We start from the raw sequence: 20210 nt of genomic DNA, 5'->3' as shown, positions 1-20210 counted from the left end.
CGGACGGGGGTCTGACTCATGACACCTTTGACCGAAGTGTCCTGTCACAGGTATGTCGACTGCCGTTGCGGGATGATGCCTGCTGTCACCGAGCCACAGGGTGTGTCCCAATAGGGGCCTTGCCGTCTTCCAGGCGCCATCACGGTTCAGACCACCCGACCGGGCAGGTGCCAGCCACCCAGCACATCACCACGCGGGAGGCGGACCAGCATGACGACCAGACAGCGCAGCACCTCTTCCACCAGCACAGGCCCGCCCGCTTGGGGCGAGGTCGTCCTGGGGGTGGACACACACGGCGAGGATCATGTCGCCGCAGTGGTCTGCCCACTGGGCCAGATCCTGGGCACCAAGTCCTTTCCGGCCACAGCGGTCGGCTACCGTCGGCTGCTCGCCTGGGCCCGCAAGTCGGGAGTGGTGCGGCGGGCCGGGGTGGAGGGGACCGGTACCTTCGGCGCGGGCTTGTCCCGCTGCCTGCTGGCGCAGCAGGTCGTGGTGTTCGAGGTGAATCGGCCCGACCGCTCGGCCCGTCGTCTGCTGGGGAAGTCGGATCCGCTCGATGCGCAGGCAGCTGCGCGGGCCGTGCTCAGCGGTCGCGCCCGGGCGCGGGCGAAAACTGGCGACGGTCCTGTGCAGAGTGCTCGGATGTTCAAACTCGCCAAGGATTCCGCGGTCAAGGCCCGCACCCAGGCGATCAACCAACTCAAGGCCGTCCTGGTCGTAGCCGACCCCGCCCTGCGGGAACGACTCTCCAGCCTGGGCAACCGCGAACTATTCCGCACCTGCGCGGGCCTCAGCCCGCGCGAGGGCGGGGCCGGCGGGGGCGATGAGGACACCGTAGCTGAGGCCACTCTCATGACGCTGAACCTGCTGGCTCAGCGTATCGAGCAGCTGACCGGGCAGATCGATGAGCTGAATCAGCGACTGACCGGGCTTGTTGAACGACATGCCCCGCAGCTGCTCGCGCCGGTTGGTATCGGCCCGGACTCCGCGGTCACGCTCCTGATCACCATGGGCGACAATCCCGAGCGGCTGAGCAGCGAGGCGTCTTTCGCCGCTTTGTGCGGAGTCAGCCCCATCGAGTACTCCTCGGACGGTCGGAGCTCGCGTCGGCTCAACCATGGTGGCGACCGGCAGGCGAACGCCGCTCTGCACCGCATCGTGTTCACCCGGCTGCGCCACGACCCGCGCACCCAGGCGTACTACGAATGCCGCACCCAGGAGGGCAAGACCCGGCGTGAGATCATCCGGTGCCTCAAGCGATATGCCGCCCGCGAGGTCTTCAACCTGGTCAGGACGGTCTCTACCGACCCCCGTTATAGGGGCGTCCGTGACACCTGATGGTCATTGAGGCCCCCGCCGGGCAGGTGCTGGCAGGGAGCCTCAGTTGTTAGGCGCGGAAGGTGCGGCGATAGGTGTCGGGTGGGACCCCGACGCTGCGGTGGAAATGGCGGCGCAGGGTGGTGGCGGTGCCCATACCGGTGGCCACGGCGATGGTGTCCACGGTGGCGTTGGTGGTCTCCAGCAGTTCCTGGGCGTGGCGGATGCGCTGGGTGTGGAGCCACTGCAGCGGTGTGGTGCCGGTGAGGTGTTTGAAGTGCCGGCCGAGGTGGCGTGAGCTCATGCGGGCCTGGCGGGCCAGGTCTTCCACGGTGAGCGGTTGGTCCAGTCGCTCCAACGCCCAGGGGAAGAGTTCGCTCAGGGGGTGGTTGCCGGGGGCGGGGAGGGGGGTGGCGATGAACTGGGCCTGGCCGCCGTCGCGGTGGGGTGGGATGACCAGACGTCGGGCGATCTTGTTGGCGTTGGCCGAGCCGTGGTCGAGGCGGACCAGGTGCAGGCACAGGTCCATGGCGGCGGCCTTGCCCGCGGAGGTGAGGACGTCGCCGTTGTCGACGTAGAGGACGTCCGGATCGACGGTGGCCGCTGGGTGGCGCCGGGCCAATTCCCGCGTGTGGGCCCAGTGTGTGGTGGCGCGCCGGCCGTCGAGCAGTCCTGCCGTGCCCAGGACGAAGGCGCCCGTGCACAGTGAGGCCACGCGGGCACCGGCCGCGTGAGCGGCGCGCACCGCCTCGACCAGTTCGGGTGGCGGTTCGCGGTCCGTGTCGGCCCAGCCGGGGACGATCACCGTGTCCGCGTGCGCGAGGTGGTCGAGTCCGTGGTCGGGTTCAAGGCGGAAGCGGTTGACGCGCACCGGGCCGTTCCCGCAGAGGGAGAAGTCGTACCAGGGGTCCACGATGTGGGTCAGGTCGGACCCGAAGATCTCGACGGCCACGGAAAGTTCGTAGTGGAGCATGCCATCGGTGATGGCCAGCGCGACAGTGGGCATGTCCGAAACTGTACGTGGCATGTCGTTTCCGACGCTCGTGCGGGGTGCTGCCGCGAGGACAGGATGGGGGTGTCAGGCCGCAGCGGATCAACATCGCAGCGGGCGTCCGGGTGCAGGGGAGCAGTCTCATGGGGTCAGGTCAGCTGGTGGCGGTTTTCGGCGCGTACGGTCACACGGGACGGTTCGTGGTCGCCGAGCTGGCCGCGCGAGGGTTCGTCCCGGTGCCGTCGGGGCGTAATACGCAGGCTTTGGAGGAGCTGGCCGGCGAGCACGGGCTGGAGGCCCGGGTGGCGTCGGTCGGGGACCCGGCTTCGCTGGACCGGGCTCTGGCGGGAACGGCGGCGGTCATCAACTGCGCCGGCCCCTTCGCCTCGACCACCGGCCCCGTCATCGAGGCCGCGCTGCGCGCGGGCATCCCGTACCTGGACGTGGCCGCCGAACTCGAGGCAAATCTCGACACCTTCGCCCACTACCGCGAGCGGGCCCGGGACGCGGGAGCGGTGATCGTCCCGGCCATGGCCTTCTTCGGCGGTCTCGGCGACCTCCTGGCCACCGCGGCGATGGGCGACTGGACCGAAGCCGACGAGGCTCACATCGCCTACGCGCTCAGCAGCTGGCACCCCACCGCCGGCACCCGGCTCTCGGGCGCGGTCTCCCGCGAGCGGCGCGGCGACCACCGCCTGCGCTACAGCGGCGGACAGTGGGAGCGCCGCACCGACCAGGCACCCACCCTGGAGTGGACCTTCCCGGACCCGATCGGGCCCCGGCAGGTGATCGGGGAGTTCACGATGGCGGACGTCGTCACCGTCCCCCAGCACCTGTCCATCCCCGAAGTGACCACCTACATGACCGCCGAGGCCGTCCGCGACATCGCCACCCCCGACACACCGGCCCCGACCGCCGCCGACCAGAGCGGGCGCTCGGACCAGACCTTCCTCGTCGACGTCGTCGTGCGCTCGGGCGGAGCCGAACGCCGGGCCACGGCCGGCGGCCAGGACATTTACGCGGTCACCGCGCCCCTGGTCGCCGAGGCCCTCGAGCGCGTCCTGACCGGCCGCACCAAGACCACCGGCGTCGCCTCCGCCGGGCAGATCTTCGACGCCCCGGACTTCCTGCACGCGCTCGCCCCACACATCACCCTCGACCTGAACCCACAGAAGCAGATCGCCTGACCCCACCCCTCCACCCACGAGGCTGTCGTCTGCTTCCTACGCGCCGAGCGCGCCGCGGCCCCCAGGGCTCAGTCCCTCCAAGTCATCTATTCGGTTGCATAGAACAAGCGCCTCAGACGTCGACCTCGGCAAGAACCCGCTACCCCGCACCTCGAACCGAGGGAGTATCACCGCGATGACCGCCCTGCCCACCCGTGCCACCATGACCTTCGACGGTCGCACCCTGTCCTACCTGGACTACGGCGGCAACGGCCGCCCCCTCGTAGCACTGCACGGCCACCTCTCCGAAGGCGCGTCCTTCGCCGCCCTGGCCTCCGCCCTCGGCCCTGAGTGGCGCGTGATCGCCCCTGACCAGCGCGGCCACGGCGACTCCCAGCGCGCCCGCGAATACACCCGCATCGGCTACCTCACCGACCTCCTCGCCCTCCTCGACCACCTCGGCATCGACCGGGCGGTCTTCCTCGGCCACTCCCTCGGAGCGATCAACGCCTACCACCTGGCCTCCGAACGCCCCGAACTGGTCGAGGCCCTGATCAATATCGACACCGCCGTCGACCTCCCCGACCACGGAACCAGCCCCCTCGCCTTCGTGCTCAACTTCCCCTACACCGCTGCCACCCGCGAGGAACTGGCCGCCGCCTGCGGACCCCTCGCCGCCGTTGTCGGCCCCGTGCTGCGCCCGCTGCCCGGCGGCGCCGGCTGGCGGCTGCCTTTCCACCCGCAGGACACCGTCGACTCCGAGAACCTTGTCCACGGTGACCACTGGAAACAGTGGCTCGCCACCGACTGCCCCGCGCTCCTCATCCATGGGCTGCGCAGCCAGGTCCTGCCCGCCGAACAGGCCCATGCCATGTGCTCCAGGCGCCCCGGCACGGTCTACCGCCGGCTGGACACCGACCACTTCGTCCAACAGGCCGACCCCGAGGGCTTCGCCACCGCGGTCCAGGAGTTCCTCGCGGGCATCTGAACCACCGAGATGGTTCGAAGGCGGCGAGGACCTCGCGGTAGCCGGGCGGCAGCGGCTCGGGCGGTTCGATGCCGTCCTCGGCAGCCAGTTCCAGCATCGTCTCGCGAGTGATGTCCAGGCGTTCCGTGGTGCGTTCGGCGGCGGTGAGTTGTTCGGTGAGGAGTTCGTCCACACCCACAGCGCTCCGTGCTCTCGGCCAACGGTGAAGCCCTCGAACCGGACCACCCGCCTTCCAGCACTACCAGCTGCTTTGTGCGGGGTCAGTCCGGTCGAGCGTTCCTCGGGACGCCGACAGTACCGTCGTCTCAACCGCGGCGGCGACCGTCAGGCCAACGCCGCGCTTAATCGCATCGTGTTCACCCGCCTGCGGGTCGACCCGCGCACCCAGGACTACTACGAGCGCCGCGTCAAGGAGGGCAAGACCCGGCGCGAAATCGTCCGCTGCCTCAAACGCTACGCGGCCCGGAAGGTCTTCCACCTGGTCAAACAGCTACAGCCAGGACCCCGCTCATAGGGGCTGTCGTGACAGATGAGAGGGTCGGGCGGGTGAGTGAGTCACCGATGAACACCCTGCAATACCGCTTTGACGGGCCAGAAGACGCTCCTGTCCTGATCTTGGGTCCCTCACTGGGTACCACATGGCACATGTGGGACCGGCAGGTCCCGGAGCTCGCGAAGACCTGGCGGGTCTTCCGGTTCGACCTGCCGGGACACGGCGGAGCGCCCGCGTATCCGTCGGGCTCCGTCGGCGAACTCGCCGGGCGGCTGCTGGCCACGCTCGACGGGCTCGGAGTGCAGCGGTTCGGGTACGCGGGCTGCGCGTTCAGCGGGGCCCTCGGGATCGAGCTGGCCCTGCGCCATCCGGAGCGGATCGCCTCGCTCGCGCTCATCGCCGCCTCGCCGCGGTTCGGTACGGCCGACGAGTTCCGGCAGCGCGGTGTGATCGTGCGCACGAACGGGCTCGACCCGATGGCGCGTACGTCGCCCGAGCGCTGGTTCACGGGAGGGTTCGCCGCGGCCCAGCCCGCGATCACCGAGTGGGCCGTGCAGATGGTGCGCACCACCGACCCCGGCTGCTACATCGCGGCCTGCGAGGCGCTCGCCGCGTTCGACGTACGCGCCGAACTCGGACGGATCGGCGTGCCGACCCTCGTCCTCGTCGGCTCCGACGACCAGGTCACCGGGCCGGCCGAGGCGCGCACGCTGGTCGCCGGGATACCGGACGCCCGGCTCGCGGTGGTGCCCGGAGCCTCGCACCTGGTCCCCGTGGAGCAGCCCGCCGCGGTCACGGACCTGCTCGTACGGCACTTCTCCACCGCCTGGCAGCCCGCCTTCGACTCGACCACCGGCCAGATGGCGATCCCCGCGGCGCCGGTGAAGCCGGTGCTGGCCGCGCCCCCGCCGGTCGCACCCCTCGCCGAGATCGCCCCGGCCGCCGCGCAGCCCGCGCCGATGGGCATGGGCCGCCCCGATCCCTACGACGCCGGGATCAAGGTCCGCCGCGAGGTGCTCGGGGACGCGCACGTCGACCGGGCGCTGGCGACGGCGGACGAGTTCTCGGGGGACTTCCAGGAGTTCATCACCCGGTACGCGTGGGGCGAGATCTGGGACCGGCCCGGACTCGACCGGCGCTCGCGCAGCTGTGTCACGCTCACCGCGCTGGTCGCCGGCGGTCACCTCGACGAGCTGGCCTTCCACACCCGCGCGGCCCTCCGCAACGGTCTCACCCCGGTGGAGATCAAGGAGGTACTCCTCCAGGCCGCCGTCTACTGCGGCGTACCGGCCGCCAACAGCGCCTTCAAGGTGGCGCAGCAGGTCATCCGGGAGGAGACCACACCCCAGGAGTGAGCCCCCGGACCGGGGCAGGGGCAGGATGGACCCATGAAGCTCACGAAGAAGTCGCACGCCTGCGTCCGTCTTGAGAAGGACGGGCGCACACTCGTCATCGACCCCGGCGGTTTCAGCGAGGAGGACGCCGCCCTGGGCGCGGACGTCCTCCTGGTCACGCACGAGCACGCCGACCACTTCGACGAGGGGCAGCTGCGGGCGGGCCTGGAGTCCAACCCGGCGGCGGAGATCTGGACCCTGAAGTCGGTCGCGGAGAAGATCTCCGCCGCCTTCCCGGGCCGCGTGCACACGGTCGGCCACGGCGACACGTTCAGCGCCGCGGGCTTCGACGTCCAGGTGCACGGCGAACTGCACGCCGTGATCCACCCGGACATCCCGCGCATCACCAATGTCGGCTACCTCATCGACGGCGGCCGCGTCTTCCACCCGGGCGACGCGCTGACCGTCCCCGACCGTCAGGTCGAGACGCTGATGCTCCCGGTCATGGCCCCCTGGAGCAAGATCGCCGAGGTCATCGACTACGTCCGCGAGGTCAAGCCGCAACGCGCGTACGACATCCACGACGCCTTGCTCACGGACCTCGCCCGGCCGATCTACGACCGGCAGATCGGCGCCCTGGGCGGCTCCGAACACCTTCGGCTGACACCGGGAGCGTCGGCCGAGCTCTGAGCGTCACCGCTTTGAGCGGCGTCGGCTTCTCGTCGGCCGGCGCCGTTCCGGCGGTTCGAATCCACCACCCGCGCGCCACCGCCGGACCCGTTGTCGTACCCGCCCGGTAGGTTGTGAGTCATGCGCATCGCGACCTGGAACGTGAACTCGATCACCGCCCGCCTCCCCAGGCTGCTGGCCTGGCTGGAGAGCAGCGGCACGGACGTGCTGTGCCTCCAGGAGGCCAAGGTCGCCGCCGAGCAGTTCCCCACCGACCAGCTCCGTGAGCTGGGCTATGAGGCGGCGGTGCATGCGACGGGGCGGTGGAACGGCGTCGCGGTGATCTCCCGCGTAGGCCTGGAGGACGTCGTCAAGGGCCTGCCCGGCGACCCGGGATACGACGGCGTCGAGGAGCCCCGCGCCATCTCCGCGACGTGCGGCCCGATCCGCGTCTGGTCGGTGTACGTGCCGAACGGACGCGAGGTGGACCACCCCCACTACGCGTACAAGCTCCAGTGGTTCGACGCCCTCAGGACGGCGGTCGCGGGCGACGCCACGGGCAGCCGGCCGTTCGCGGTGCTGGGTGACTACAACGTGGCGCCCACGGACGACGACGTCTACGACGTGGCCGCCTTCGAGGGCCTCACCCACGTCACCCCGGCCGAGCGCGCCGCCCTGGCCGACCTGCGCGAGGCGGGCCTGACCGACGTGGTCCCGCGGCCCCTCAAGTACGACCACCCGTACACATACTGGGACTACCGCCAGCTCTGCTTCCCCAAGAACCGCGGTATGCGCATCGACCTCGTCTACGGCAACGAGTCGTTCTCGAAGGCGGTCACCGACTCCTATGTGGATCGCGAGGAGCGCAAGGGCAAGGGCGCCTCGGACCACGCGCCGGTCGTGGTGGACCTGGACGTCTAGGCCCTGTCGTCAAATTCCCGTCTGCCAGGCGTCGCCCGGCAGACGGGAATTTGACGACAGGGCCTAGGGGACCGACGATCTCCGCGCCACGCGGAGCTGCTTCGCCGGTCCCCGAGCCGAAGTCGGCGGCGTCACACCGTCGGCACGGGCGCCCCCGCGACCACGGGGTGGTCGCGCTCGACCGGACCGAGACCCGAGGCGCCGCCCGGCGAGCCGAGTTCGGCGAAGAACTCGGTGTCCGCCCTGCGGAAGTCCGCCCACTCCTGAGGGGTGTCGTCCTCGAAGAAGATGGCCTCGACGGGGCACACGGGTTCGCAGGCCCCGCAGTCCACGCACTCGTCCGGATTGATGTACATCTTGCGGGGGCCTTCGTAGATGCAGTCGACGGGGCATTCGTCGACACAGGCCTTGTCCTTCAGATCAACGCAGGGCTGCGCGATGACGTATGTCATGAGTGCTCTCCACGGTCCAGGTGTCGTTGCCGGTCAGGAGGGCGGCGAGATCGCCCTTGCCGTTCTGCTCGACGGCGGTGTCGAGCTGGGCGGCCATGAGCGCGTCGTAGGCCGGGCGTTCGATGTCGTGGAAGACACCGATCGGTGTGTGGTGCAGGGTGTCGGGGTCGGCGAGCCTGCTGAGCGCGAAGGCGGTGGTCGGGGACGCGGAGTGGGCGTCGTGGACCAGGATCTGGGACTCGTTGTCCGGGGTGACGGTGACGACCTTCAGGTCGCCGGTGCGCTGATCCCGTACGACACCACGCGCGCCGTCCGGCCCGAAGCGGATCGGCTGTCCGTGGTGAAGGCGGATGACGGCTTCCTCGGCCTGCTGCTTGTCCTTGAGGACCTCGAAGGCGCCGTCGTTGAAGATGTTGCAGTTCTGGTAGATCTCCACCAGTGCCGTGCCGCGGTGGGCGGCGGCTTCGCGCAGTACGCCGGTGAGGTGCTGCCGGTCGGAGTCGACGGTCCGGGCGACGAAGGAGGCGCCGGCGCCGATGGCGAGGGAGACGGGGTTGAAGGGCGCGTCGAGGGAGCCCATGGGCGTCGACTTGGTGATCTTGCCGACCTCGGAGGTGGGGGAGTACTGGCCTTTGGTAAGGCCGTAGATCCGGTTGTTGAAGAGCAGGATCTTCAGGTTGACGTTGCGGCGCAGGGCGTGGATGAGGTGGTTGCCGCCGATCGACAGGGCGTCGCCGTCGCCGGTGACGACCCATACGCTCAAGTCCCGGCGGCTGGAGGCCAGTCCGGTCGCGATGGCGGGTGCGCGGCCGTGGATGGAGTGCATGCCGTAGGTGTTCATGTAGTACGGGAAGCGGGACGAGCAGCCGATGCCCGAGATGAAGACGATGTTCTCCTTGGCCAGATCCAGTTCGGGCATGAAGCCCTGGACCGCGGCCAGGATCGCGTAGTCACCGCAGCCGGGGCACCAGCGCACTTCCTGATCGGACTTGAAGTCCCGGGCGGTGAGGGCGACTTCGCTCCTCGGTACCAGGGACAGTTCCTCAATGGGCATGGAGGGCCTCCGAGAGAGCCTGCGCGAGCTGTTCGGCCTTGAACGGCATGCCGTTGATCTGCGTGTGGCTGTGGGCGTCGACCACATAGGCGGCCCGGATGAGCTTCGCCAGCTGCCCCAGGTTCATCTCCGGGATCACGACCTGGTCATAGCGCTTCAGCACGGTGCCCAGATTCCGCGGGAAGGGGTTGAGGTGGCGCAGATGGGCCTGCGCGATGTTCTCCCCGGCAGTGCGCAGCCGGCGTACGGCGGCGGTGATGGGTCCGTAGGTGGAGCCCCAGCCCAGGACGAGGGTGGTGGCCTCGTCGGAGGGGTCGTCGACCTCGATGTCGGGGACGTCGATGCCGTCGATCTTGGCCTGGCGGGTGCGGACCATGAAGTCGTGGTTGGCGGGGTCGTAGGAGATGTTGCCCGTGCCGTCCTGCTTCTCGATGCCGCCGATGCGGTGTTCCAGGCCGGGTGTGCCGGGGATGGCCCAGGGGCGGGCGAGGGTCTGCGGGTCGCGCTTGTAGGGCCAGAACACCTCGGTGCCGTCGTCCAGGGTGTGGTTGGGTCCCTGGGCGAACTGCACGCGCAGGTCCGGGAGTTCGTCGGTGTCGGGGATACGCCACGGCTCGCTGCCGTTGGCGAGGTAGCCGTCCGAGAGCAGGAACACGGGGGTGCGGTAGGTGACCGCTATGCGGGCCGCTTCGAGAGCCGCGTAGAAACAGTCGGCCGAGGTCTTGGGGGCCACGATCGGTACGGGGGCCTCGCCGTTGCGGCCGTACATCGCCTGGAGCAGGTCCGCCTGCTCCGTCTTGGTGGGCAGACCGGTGGACGGGCCGCCGCGCTGGATGTCGATGATCACCAGCGGCAGTTCGAGCGACACCGCGAGACCGATGGTTTCCGCCTTGAGCAGGATGCCGGGGCCGGAGGTGGTGGTGACCGCCAGCGAGCCGCCGAACGCCGCACCGAGGGCAGCGCCCACGGCCGCGATCTCGTCCTCGGCCTGGAAGGTGCGTACGCCGAAGTTCTTGTGCTTGCTGAGCTCGTGCAGGATGTCGGAGGCCGGCGTGATCGGGTACGAGCCGAGGAAGAGGGGCAGATCCGCCTGCTGGGAGGCGGCGATCAGGCCGTACGACAGCGCCAGGTTCCCGGAGATGTTCCGATAGTTCCCGGCGGGGAACGCCTCCGCCGCGGGTGCGACCTCGTAGGAGACGGCGAAGTCCTCGGTGGTCTCACCGAAGTTCCAACCCGCCCGGAACGCGGCGATGTTGGCGGCCGCGATGTCCGGCTTCTTCGCGAACTTGGCTTGCAGGAACCTCTCCGTGCCCTCGGTCGGGCGGTGGTACATCCAGCTCAGCAGGCCCAGCGCGAACATGTTCTTGCAGCGGTCCGCGTCCTTGCGTGTCAGCCCGAAGCCGGCGAGCGCCTCCACGGTGAGGGTGTTCAGGGGGACGGGATGGACGTGATAGCCGTCCAGCGAACCGTCCTCCAGCGGACTCGTCCCGTAGCCGACCTTCTGCATCGCCCGCTTGGTGAACTCGTCGGTGTTGACGATGAGTTCACCGCCGCGCGGCACGTCGCCGATGTTCGCCTTCAGGGCGGCGGGGTTCATCGCGACCAGGACGTTCGGCGCGTCGCCGGGCGTGAGGATGTCGTGGTCCGCGAAGTGCAGCTGGAAGCTGGACACGCCCGGCAGGGTGCCTGCGGGGGCGCGGATCTCGGCCGGGAAGTTGGGCAGCGTCGCCAGGTCGTTCCCGAAGGACGCCGTCTGTGAGGTGAACAGATCACCAGTGAGTTGCATGCCGTCGCCGGAGTCACCCGAGAAACGGATGATGACCCGGTCGAGCTGATCCGTCTGTTTCGTCACCTGCAAGTGCCTCTCCCTGGGGCGGAAATGCGCGTGCGCGGGCATGCACCCGCAGAGCCGTCGCACTGAACGAGGGTTGGGCGCCCGCTGCGAGCGTAGGGGGATCGCAGAGGAATTTCAATGGGCGTTGAATTGTGTGGGAGGGGTCGGTTGCCGCGCCGATCGGTGAGCCCACCGGATGTCGCTCACGTGTGCTGGTACGGTGCCAAATGCCTGGTGGTGCAAGGGTGTTGAGGGTCGCCGCGGATGCCGCGAAAGCTTTGACCTGAGAAGTCACTGTGTGTAGACTTCATGGCCGAGTGAATTAATGTGAGGGCTCGGCGTCACGCTGTCCCGTCGTCGTGGACACCCGTGTCGGGACCGGGCGGGAAGCACGTCCTTCGGGGGACTCGTGATCGAGAGGAAGTGCCGCCATGGCCGAAAGTAGGGGCACGCCCGGTAGCCGTCAGGTCATCATGCGGTCCGCCGCGGATCTCTTCGCCGAACTCGGTTACCGCAACGCTTCGTTGCGCGCCATCGCCGCGGACGCGGGCTGTGACCCCGCGCTGATCGGACACTACTTCTCCTCCAAGGAAGCGCTCTACGACGCCGTCGTCGCGGAGACGGTCAGGCCGGCCGAGGTGTTCCGGGAGGCGGTCGGGCGGCGGGATCCGGACGCGGCGGAGTGGCTGCTGCGCCATGCGGTGGCCGACTGGGGCGACCCTGTGCAGCGACGGCGCATCCTCGGTGTGCTGCGCTCCGCGCTCGATCTGCCCGCGGCCAGGGAACGGTTGAGCCAGTCACTGGTCCCGGAGGGCGTGGCGGGGGCGGACGAGGTCAGGCTTGCGCTGATCAGTAGCCTGCTGGTGGGCGTCATGACGTCCCGTCACATGGGCTTGCTGCCGCCTGAGTTGACGAAGGACGGCAACTCCGCAGAGCTGGTGCGTGCGCTCGCGCCGGCGGTGGCCGCGTTTCTTGCCGCCGACCCGTCGGGGGTTGCTCGCCCTGATTCGGGTGAGTGACTGGGGCGCGTGACGACCGCTGCCCGTGATGACCGCTGCCCGTGATGACGGCTGCCCGTGATGACGGCGGCATGACGCCTGTCGCGTATGGCGTCAACTTGCCCTGATCAACGCCTGCTTGGGCGCCGCGATTCCGGGTGGATGGGCCAGGCCCTCGCCAAGGCGCCTGACGGTGCTTTCGTCGACGTACCCCTTAGTGATCTTGAACGCTGAACGGCTCCCCGGTGTACGCCGGTTCGGCGGATGTTGACCGCGTGTGCCGCTCATGGTTGCCGAGGCGTTCGATCGGGCCGCTCCCACCTGATCCGGAACTCCTCGCGGCGTAGCCGCTTCTGACCTTCCCGCAGGTGTTGCCGCACGTCAACACGTCGTTCCTGTACAGCCGTTGGGGCGTGCGGCCCTGTCCGGAACACGGTCATCGAGCTTGCGGTATGGAATTCAGTACTCGTAGACTTCATTGGAGAATGAAATAACTCGCGGGTGCTGTCAGCGGACGGCGACCCAAGGAGGAAACATGGAATCGATTGACACGGGCGTGAAGGCGGCAGCCCCGCCCGGTACTTCGCCCGGCCCGGGAGCCATCGCGAACTCGGCGCGCTGGGTGATCCTCGCTGTCACGCTGTCCGCCATCTTCATGCAGATGCTGGACACCACGATCACGATGGTCGCCCTGCCCTCGCTGCAGAGCGACCTCGGCTCGACCTTCGCCGAGATCCAGCTGGTCGTGGCGGTCTACTCGCTCGCCTTCGCCTGTGTGCTGGTGACCGGCGGGCGGCTCGGCGACATCTATGGCCGCCGCAAGGTCTTCCTGATCGGCATGCTGGGCTTCACGCTCGCCTCGGCGCTGTGCGGCGCGGCTCCCAGCTCGACCTTCCTGATCGCGTCCCGGGTGCTCCAGGGCATGTGCTCCGGCCTGATGTTCCCCCAGGTGCTGTCGATCATCCAGGTCACGTTCTCGGCGAAGGAACGCCCCAAGGCCCTTGCGATGTACGGGGCTTCGGTGGGACTCGGCACGGTGCTCGGGCCGGTGCTCGGTGGCTGGCTGATCCAGCTGAACATCCTGGACACCGACTGGCGGGCGATCTTCTACGTCAACCTGCCGGTCGGTCTGATCGCCCTGCTGCTCGGCCTGGCCAAGATCCCGGAGTCCTCGGCGGACGGCGCGCGGCGGCTCGACGTCACCGGCGCGGTGATCCTGAGTGCCGGGCTCTTCAGCCTGATCCTGCCGCTGGTCATCGGCCGTGAACACGACTGGCCCGGCTGGAGCCTGGTGCTCCTCGTGCTGAGTCCGCTCGTGCTCGCCGAGTTCTTCGTGTACGAGAACAAGTTGTCGAAGCTGGCCGACAAGTCACCCCTGGTGCCGAGCGGGCTCTTCAAGGAGCGGTCGTTCACCGTCGGGCTCTTGATCAGCGTGGTGTTCTTCGCCGGAATCCCGTCGTTCTTCATGGTCTTCTTCATGAGCCTGCAGATCGGCTTCGGCTACACCCCGATCTCGGCCGGGCTGGTGAGCCTTGGCTTCGCCCTGCTCATCGCGGTCGGCTCGGCCCGCTCGGCGGCCGTGGTCAAGCGGCTCGGTACCAAGACGCTCGCGCTCGGCACCGGGCTGGCGCTGGTCGGCATGTCCGGTGTGATCGGCACGCTGCACTGGGCCGGATCGGACCTGCACGGCTACCAGTTGATTCCCTCGCTGATGGTCGCCGGGCTCGGCGGTGGCTTCTTCCTCGCTCCGTGCACCGGGATCATCCTGGCCGGCATCCGCTCCCGTGAGGCCGGTTCGGCGTCCGGCATGCTCGCCACCGTGCAGCAGGTCGGTATCGCCATCGGCATCGCGGTCGCGGGCATCCTGTTCTACGGTCTGCTCGGCTCGAACGCCGACGGAGCCAGCCAGACGGCGCTGCCGCAACTGCGCAGCGACCTGGCGGCGGCCGGCCTTTCCGAGGCTCAGCAGACGCAGGTCACCACCGGTTTCCAGACCTGCTTCCACGACAAGATGAACCAGAAGGACCTCACCGCGACGCCGGCGAGCTGCGCGCGCATCGAGAAGGAGATGGCGAGCGCCCCCGTGCCGGCGGAGACCAAGGCGCAGGTGCAGGCCGCGGTGCTCGGCAAGGCCGTGCCCGAGGCGCGCAAGGCCAACTTCGGTGACAGCTTCGAGCAGGTCGTGTACTGGCAGATCGGCTGCTTCGGCCTGTCCTGCCTGCTGGTCCTCGCCCTGCCGAAGATCCGTCCCGAGGACGTCCAGGACGTTCCCGGGGGCGCGTGACCTCGGCCGTACGTCCGGGCGCCGCAAACGAGTGGCGAGTAGCGAGTAACGGGTAACGAGTAGCGAATAGACGAAGAACGAGGGCCGGGGGCCGGGGAAGGCGCGCCCCGGTCCTCCCTCTCCTTTCGCGACCGGCTGTCCGTTGGGCCCAGTTGGGCCTGTTGCCGTGTTGCCCGATCGCGTCCCGCGCCCCCCGCCGCCGGCCGCCCGCCCGCCGTGACTCCACGCCCCCAACACCCGCGCCCCCCGCGGTGAAAGGACGAACCGTGTTCCCGGTTCTCACGCTCGGCGTGGCCTCGGCCCTGGCGTACGCCGGTGCGGCCGTGGCCCAGCGAGCGGTGGCCTCGTCCGCGAGTGGGCGGGGGCGCCGAGGGGTGCTGCGCGGCGCGACCTGGTGGGTGTCGCTGCTGCTCAACCTGCTGGGTGCGGCGCTGCACACGGCGGCGCTGCGCTTCGGCTCGCTCGTCGCCGTGCAGATGCTCGGTGTGCTCACTCTGGTGACGGCGCCCCTGTTGTCCGCCGCCGTGCTGCGGCGTCGTACGACCGCCGCTCAGTGCTCCGGCATCGCCTTCACCGTGGCCGGTGTCGCCGGGCTGCTCTTCCTGACCCGGTCCGCGCAGTCGAGCCGGACGCTCGCGCCGTCGGAGACGGTGGGTGTCGTCGGACTGACCGTCGTGGTGCTCGGGATCTCCACGGTGGCGGCCGCCGTCGGCCGCAGCAGGATGACCACAAGCCTGTGGTACGCGGTCGCCGCCGGGGTCGCCTTCGGTGCCGCGTCGGCGCTGACCCAGACCGCTGTCCTGAAGCTGACGGACGGCGGCGCGTTACGGCTGCCGGTCTCGGCCGTCCTGCTCGTGGTCGGCGTGATCTGCCTGGCGGTGGCGGGTCTCGTACTGTGTCAACTCGCCTACCGGGGCGGCCTGGAGGCCCCGCTCGCCACCCTCACCCTCGTCAATCCCGTGTTCGCCGCGCTCATCGGCGTCGTCGTCCTCGGCGACCGCTACGCCACCGGAATTCCCGGCGCGCTGGCGGGACTCGCCGCTGCGGCCGCGGCGGGGCGCGGCGTCTTCGTACTGGCGCACACGCGCTCCGAGCCGGCCGCGCCGGAGCGGCGGCCGGCTCGGGGGTGGCGGCCAGGGCCTGTCCTAACTCTGGGACAACCGGTCGAAGTGCACTTCGAGGGCGGGCACGAACCACTCGATGAGTTCCTCGAAGTCGAGCGAGGCCAGCGGCTCCATCCGCAGGACGTACCGCAGCATCACCAGGCCGGCGAGCTGCGCGGACACCAGTGAGGCGAACGCGGGGGTGTGGTCGCTCTCGCCGGGCACGAGCCGCCGGACGCAGTCCGCGAAGCTGTCCTCGATCTGGTCCCGGAAGGTCTTCGAGGTGGCCTCGTCCGACAGCCCGGTCCGGTAGATCGCGATCAGCGCGGGCCGGGTCGACTCGTCCTCCCAGAAGGACAGGAACGTCCGCGCGACCCGCTCGCCGCGGCGCTCCAGGACCGGCTCCGCGTCGTCCTCCGTCAGGGAGTCGAAGAGGGCCGACACATCGAGCCGGGACGAGACCGCGTCCTGGAACACGCCTTCCTTGTTGCTGAAGAAGTGGTGGATGAGGGCCGGGTCGACCTGCGCCTGCTGGGCGATGCCGCGCATGGTGGTGCCCGAGTAGCCCTTGGCCGCGAAGAGTTCGAGCGCGGCCGTGAGGATCTGCTCCTTGGTGCTGCTCTGGCCCGGGCGCCGGCCGCCACCGCGCGACGGTGACCGGCCCCTGCGGGTGGCAGCGCCCGGCTGTGCGTCGGCCTGCGTGGCGCAGGGGATCCCGTTTCCGGTGCTCACCAGTCCCCCTTCGGGTATTAATTCATGGGTGCAGGAAATCGACGATATCAGCATCCCACATGGGAAGACTCCCCGGTAGGGAGCATTCCGGCAGTCCGCCGCGGTGTCGAGGCCCCCTCGCGAACCGGTGCGCGGGCTGGCCGGATTCGATCAGAGTCCGTGCCGTCATGGGTGTCGCGGGGTGCCCGCGCGACAAGGAACCGCCGTCCCGGGCCCGCGCGGGCGAGCCTTGGCGGGACGGCGGTTCCTTCGCCCGAAATCCTTTCAGTGGCCTGTGAGTTGGCTGTCTATCGTTCGACGTCGGGCAGGACGGTGGCCCCCCGGGTGAGAACCCGCTGAACCATGTACGGCGCCCGGCGTTTGGCCCACAGCAGTACCTTGACCCGTTTGAGCGGGGTGAAGTTGTAGTAGCGGTCGGTGGGGTCGCCGAAGGCGAAGAGCGGCGGGACGAACGACGCGCTCCGCAACTGGCCGAAAATCCGCTCGGCCGCCGCACCCGGCGCCAGCCGGCCGTCCGCGACCTGCCGCGCCAGCCGCTCCATGTCGTCGAACAGGGCGACGAAGCCGGGGTAGACGGGGAACCACAGCCCCGCGCCCCGGCAGCGCTCCAACTCCCGCCACTGGTCCGGCCGTCCGGGCGTGGCCAGCGCGTCGTTGCGGGCCCGCTTGAGGGACAGGGCGGCGAACATGGAGTGCAGCAGCCAGACCCGGCAGAAGGCGTTCCAGAGCCGGAAGTCGGTGGTCGCCGTCAGCGCCGTACGCAGCAGCCGGTCCCCGTGCTCGATCAGCGAGGCCTGGAAGGACTCCAGGGGCCGGAAGCGCTCCACCGACCAATCACCGCTGCCCGCCGCCGAGATGAGGTGCGCGGCCGCCTCGTGGACCAGCTCCGCGGTCAGGGTGACATCCCGGGAGAGCGTGAAGTCGCAGCGGACGGCGGAGCGTTCGAGGACGACGAAACCGTCACCGGCGGCCGCGTTGGCGCCGTACTGCCACGGCTCCGAGCCCGTCCACGGCCGGACCGCCGTGGCCTCACCGAACTGCCACTCCAGGTCCGGGAATTGGCGTATGAGCTGCTGGAAGTCGTCCTCCGGCGACGCCGACCGCTGCGGCCACAGTTTGGCGTCGAGGCTCACCGACACGCTGGTCAGCGAGGTCTCGCCGGTGCGCTGGTCGCCGAACGGGACGAGCTGGATCCACCCGCCGGGGAAGACCACCTGCGTCGTGCCGCCCGTCCAGGGGGTGCCGCCCGTGCCCGGGTCCACCCGCCGCTCCAGCGGCCGTACCCCCCGCAGATGCGCGGTCAGCACCCGCGAGGAGTGGCGCAGCGGGCGCAGGGCCGGATCGGGCCCGAGGCGTCGCAGCATCGGTGCGTCGGGTCCTGACATGTCGACCACGAACGCCGCCGCGACGCTGCTCCCGTCCGCCAGCTCGATGGTGAAGTCGCCGGCCTCGCCCCGTACTTCGGTGAATACGGAGCGGCCCTGCGGCACCTTGGCGCCGTAGCCCGTGGCGAGCCGTTGCACCCAGGCGTCGACGTCGGGCCGGTACAGATGCGACTCGCCGTGCTCGCTGGGCACGTTGAACTGCACCACGTGGTGCGGCCGTACGGGGGCGCCGGGGCGCGCGTACACGAAGCCGATGCTCGACTTGATCCCGGAGGTCCGGCGGACCTCGGCGGGCAGCTGCCCGAAGTGCCCGAGCGCGGACAGCTCCGGTACGCCGTAGCGGCGCGCGAGCAGTTCGAAGACCTCCGCGGTGTACGGGACCGTGGTCTCGCCCGAGGGGGCCGTGGCGTCGTGCGGTGAGTCCACGAGGACCACGTCGATCCCGGCGCGGGCCAGGATCGCGGCGAGCATGCCGCCGCCGAGGTGGGCGCCGAGCACGGCGACGGTGTGGCGGGCCGCGCTTTTGGGCCGTGCCGAGCGCTCTGCCGGTGAGGCGGTTCGTTCGCTGCGGGCCGGTGGGGGCTGGTCGCGCAGTTCCCCGCGCCCCTTACGGGGCACGGTTCCGCTCCCGGCTTCACCAGGCGAGGGTGCGGCCGTCGGCTCGTACGGCAGTGCCGACTCGGCCGCCGTCACCGTCTCGGCGCCCTCCGCCCAGACCGGGTCCGCCGGTCGCGCGGGGCCCGCGGTGGGTGGTCGTTCCGTGGGTTCTTGCGGGGACATGGGCCCGTCCTTCCTCATGAGTGCCTGCGCAGCCGGGAGCGCAGGAAGCCGCCGAGCGCGCCGGCCACCACGGGGCCGGTGTCCGCGGCGGCAGACCCGCGTTTGGCCCAGTGCATGGTGCGGATCATGCGGGCCGGGTTGGGGTTGTAGAAGCGGTTCGCCGGGTCGTGCAGACCGAACGGCGGCGGCGCGTAGCCGTCGTCCTGCAACAGGTCGAACAGCTCGCCGGTGGCCCGGTCGGGTGTCATCAGACCGGCCTCGACGTCCCGGCAGGCCGCCCACGCGGCATCGGTGATCTTGTTGAAGCCGACGCTCGCCGGGAACAGCGCGCCGGGGTGCGGCTGCGCTTCCAACTCCCGCCAGATCAACGGGTCCTTGGTGCGCTGGAAGCGGACGAGGGCGTCCTGGGCGTTGAGCGTGCCGAGCACCGTGCCGAGCGCCCACATACGAAACGTGCCGTTCCACATGCCGTAGTCGCGGAAGGAGGTGAAGGAGGACGCCACCACCTCGTCGTGGGCCCGTACGAGACCCTGCTGGAGCGTCTCGATGTGCCCGAACCGCTCGGCGGAGAAGTCGTCGTCCTTGGCCGCCTCGATCAGCCGCCAGGCCAGCGAGTTCACCACGTCGGTGGTGTTGGTCAGACCGCGCGAGTACAGCGCGTCCACGAATCCCGCGGCGTGCGAGGTCAGGCAGTAGCGGTCGCCGACGACCTGGTGCGAGGAGTACTGCAGCCGCCCGGTGGACACCCAGGGGCGGGCGGCCTTCGCGTGCTTGAACTGCGGGGCGATGTCCGGGAACCGCTCCAGGAACTGCGCGAACTCCTGCTCCGGCGGCAGATCCGTCTTCGGGTGCTTGCGCGGGTCCAGGGTCAGACCGACGCTGCACAGCCGGTTGGTGGCACCCCGGTGGTTGTCGAACGGGATGACCCACACCCAGCCGCCGTCGAAGACGTGGTGCAGGGTGCCCTGATGCCAGGGGCTCGGGTTGCCGTGCGCGCGCCCCGCCGGGCAGTCGTCGTACGGGCGCACCCCGATCATGTGGGTGAACAGGGTCCTTGAGTGCGTGCGCTGCTGCGGCACCTCGTCGCGCAGCGCGAACTTCTTGGCCAGCGGCGAGTTGTGACCGCCCGCGTCGACCACGTACCGGGCGCGGATCGCCGGCCCGTTCTCCACCGCGAGGGTGACCCCGGATCCGTCCACCTCGACGTCCGAGACCCGGGTGCCCAGGCGCGGGACGGCGCCGTAGCGCACCGCGACGTTGAACATGTACGAGTCGACGTCCTGACGGAACATGTGGGACTCGGTGGACAGCGCCACCGGGATCACGAACTGGTTGATCTCGTCCGGGACCTGGCGTTCACCCTCGCGGTGGTAGACGAAGCCGAAGTTGCGCTTCTGGCCGGAGTTCGAGGACACCTTGGAGCGCATCGTGGAGAAGTGGCTCAGATGCGCGATCTCCGGCACCCCGTAGCGCGCGGCGAGGATCCGCAGCATCACCGAGGTGTACGGGATGGTGGACTCGCCCACCGCGAAGCGCGGGTGGGTGCCGGCGTCGATCAGGACCGTCTTCACCCCGTTGCGGGTCAGGATGGCCGCGAGGATGGAGCCGGCGATTCCGGCGCCCAGAATGGCGACGTCATGGACGGCCTTGTCGGGCGAGCCGGACGCGGGCAGCGGTTGCATGATGCTCGTTCCTCCAGAGGTCGGGGC

15 protein-coding genes and 2 pseudogenes are annotated in these 20210 nt (G+C 69.8%); 10 read left to right on the top strand and 7 right to left on the bottom strand.

The genetic code is table 11. From position 1 onward, the window contains the following. The first annotated feature begins 210 nt into the window (after nt 1–210). Nucleotides 211–1338 (top strand): IS110 family transposase, encoded by a 1128-nt coding sequence (locus OIC96_RS08500; RefSeq protein ID WP_330308470.1) that lies wholly within the window; start codon nt 211–213, stop codon nt 1336–1338. A 49-nt stretch (nt 1339–1387) separates the two neighbouring features. Here the strand turns inward: OIC96_RS08500 and OIC96_RS08495 are convergent, their stop codons facing one another. After that, complete coding sequence (locus tag OIC96_RS08495; protein ID WP_330308471.1) at nt 1388–2323, bottom strand: helix-turn-helix domain-containing protein; 936 nt, start codon at nt 2321–2323, stop codon at nt 1388–1390. Between the two features lie 128 nt (nt 2324–2451). Here OIC96_RS08495 and OIC96_RS08490 point away from each other — a divergent pair, with 128 nt between their 5' ends. The 6 genes and pseudogenes from OIC96_RS08490 to OIC96_RS08460 all read left to right on the top strand — a co-directional run bounded on the left by OIC96_RS08490 (nt 2452) and on the right by OIC96_RS08460 (nt 7879). Continuing rightward, nucleotides 2452–3495, top strand: coding sequence for a saccharopine dehydrogenase family protein (locus OIC96_RS08490; protein ID WP_330308472.1), 1044 nt, complete (start codon nt 2452–2454; stop codon nt 3493–3495). Nucleotides 3496–3670: 175 nt separating this feature from the next. Further along, on the top strand, nt 3671–4462 hold the full coding sequence (locus OIC96_RS08485; RefSeq protein ID WP_330308473.1) for an alpha/beta fold hydrolase: 792 nt from the start codon (nt 3671–3673) through the stop codon (nt 4460–4462). A 244-nt stretch (nt 4463–4706) separates the two neighbouring features. Next, nucleotides 4707–4976: pseudogene (locus OIC96_RS49840) on the top strand (transposase); the annotation flags it as partial. 47 nt (nt 4977–5023) lie between these two features. Beyond that, complete coding sequence (pcaDC, locus tag OIC96_RS08470) at nt 5024–6310, top strand: bifunctional 3-oxoadipate enol-lactonase/4-carboxymuconolactone decarboxylase PcaDC (RefSeq protein WP_406502163.1); 1287 nt, start codon at nt 5024–5026, stop codon at nt 6308–6310. A 33-nt stretch (nt 6311–6343) separates the two neighbouring features. Next, nucleotides 6344–6979: an MBL fold metallo-hydrolase gene (locus OIC96_RS08465; protein ID WP_330308475.1), complete on the top strand. Its 636-nt coding sequence runs from the start codon at nt 6344–6346 to the stop codon at nt 6977–6979. A 120-nt stretch (nt 6980–7099) separates the two neighbouring features. After that, entirely contained in the window at nt 7100–7879 is a 780-nt protein-coding gene (locus tag OIC96_RS08460) for an exodeoxyribonuclease III (RefSeq protein ID WP_330308476.1), read from the top strand. Between the two features lie 131 nt (nt 7880–8010). On the opposite strand, the gene fdxA is transcribed toward OIC96_RS08460, so the two are convergent. The 3 genes from fdxA to OIC96_RS08445 are packed head-to-tail and all read right to left on the bottom strand — an operon-like array spanning nt 8011 to nt 11237. Continuing rightward, on the bottom strand, nt 8011–8331 hold the full coding sequence (gene fdxA, locus OIC96_RS08455; RefSeq protein ID WP_327433122.1) for a ferredoxin: 321 nt from the start codon (nt 8329–8331) through the stop codon (nt 8011–8013). Beyond that, nucleotides 8300–9385 (bottom strand): 2-oxoacid:ferredoxin oxidoreductase subunit beta, encoded by a 1086-nt coding sequence (locus OIC96_RS08450; RefSeq protein WP_330308477.1) that lies wholly within the window; start codon nt 9383–9385, stop codon nt 8300–8302. Before OIC96_RS08450 ends, fdxA begins: the two co-directional genes overlap by 32 nt. Next, complete coding sequence (locus OIC96_RS08445) at nt 9375–11237, bottom strand: 2-oxoacid:acceptor oxidoreductase subunit alpha (protein WP_330308478.1); 1863 nt, start codon at nt 11235–11237, stop codon at nt 9375–9377. The genes OIC96_RS08450 and OIC96_RS08445 overlap by 11 nt, the downstream gene beginning before the upstream one ends. A gap of 413 nt (nt 11238–11650) precedes the next feature. Between OIC96_RS08445 and OIC96_RS08440 the strand changes: the two genes are divergently transcribed. The 3 genes and pseudogenes from OIC96_RS08440 to OIC96_RS08430 form a co-directional block, all read left to right on the top strand. Further along, nucleotides 11651–12238, top strand: a complete 588-nt coding sequence (locus OIC96_RS08440; RefSeq protein WP_330308479.1) for a TetR/AcrR family transcriptional regulator — start codon at nt 11651–11653, stop codon at nt 12236–12238. 514 nt (nt 12239–12752) lie between these two features. Then, a complete protein-coding gene (locus tag OIC96_RS08435) occupies nt 12753–14501 on the top strand; it encodes an MFS transporter (protein WP_330308480.1) in 1749 nt (582 codons plus the stop codon). A gap of 251 nt (nt 14502–14752) precedes the next feature. Next, nucleotides 14753–15544, top strand: a pseudogene (locus OIC96_RS08430) (DMT family transporter); the annotation flags it as partial. 102 nt (nt 15545–15646) lie between these two features. Here the strand turns inward: OIC96_RS08430 and OIC96_RS08425 are convergent. From OIC96_RS08425 to OIC96_RS08415, 3 genes are all read right to left on the bottom strand, one after another. Further along, complete coding sequence (locus OIC96_RS08425) at nt 15647–16336, bottom strand: TetR/AcrR family transcriptional regulator (RefSeq protein WP_330308481.1); 690 nt, start codon at nt 16334–16336, stop codon at nt 15647–15649. 287 nt (nt 16337–16623) lie between these two features. Further along, nucleotides 16624–18501, bottom strand: a complete 1878-nt coding sequence (locus tag OIC96_RS08420; RefSeq protein ID WP_330308482.1) for an NAD(P)/FAD-dependent oxidoreductase — start codon at nt 18499–18501, stop codon at nt 16624–16626. A gap of 14 nt (nt 18502–18515) precedes the next feature. Continuing rightward, nucleotides 18516–20183, bottom strand: coding sequence for an NAD(P)/FAD-dependent oxidoreductase (locus OIC96_RS08415; RefSeq protein WP_330308483.1), 1668 nt, complete (start codon nt 20181–20183; stop codon nt 18516–18518). Nucleotides 20184–20210: the final 27 nt, after the last annotated feature.

It is taken from the genome of Streptomyces sp. NBC_00775, from assembly GCF_036347135.1.
GTDB classification, from domain to species: domain Bacteria; phylum Actinomycetota; class Actinomycetes; order Streptomycetales; family Streptomycetaceae; genus Streptomyces; species Streptomyces lutosisoli.
The sequence above is the reverse complement of the archived record's forward strand: the minus strand, read 5'-3'. Positions and strand labels throughout refer to the sequence as shown.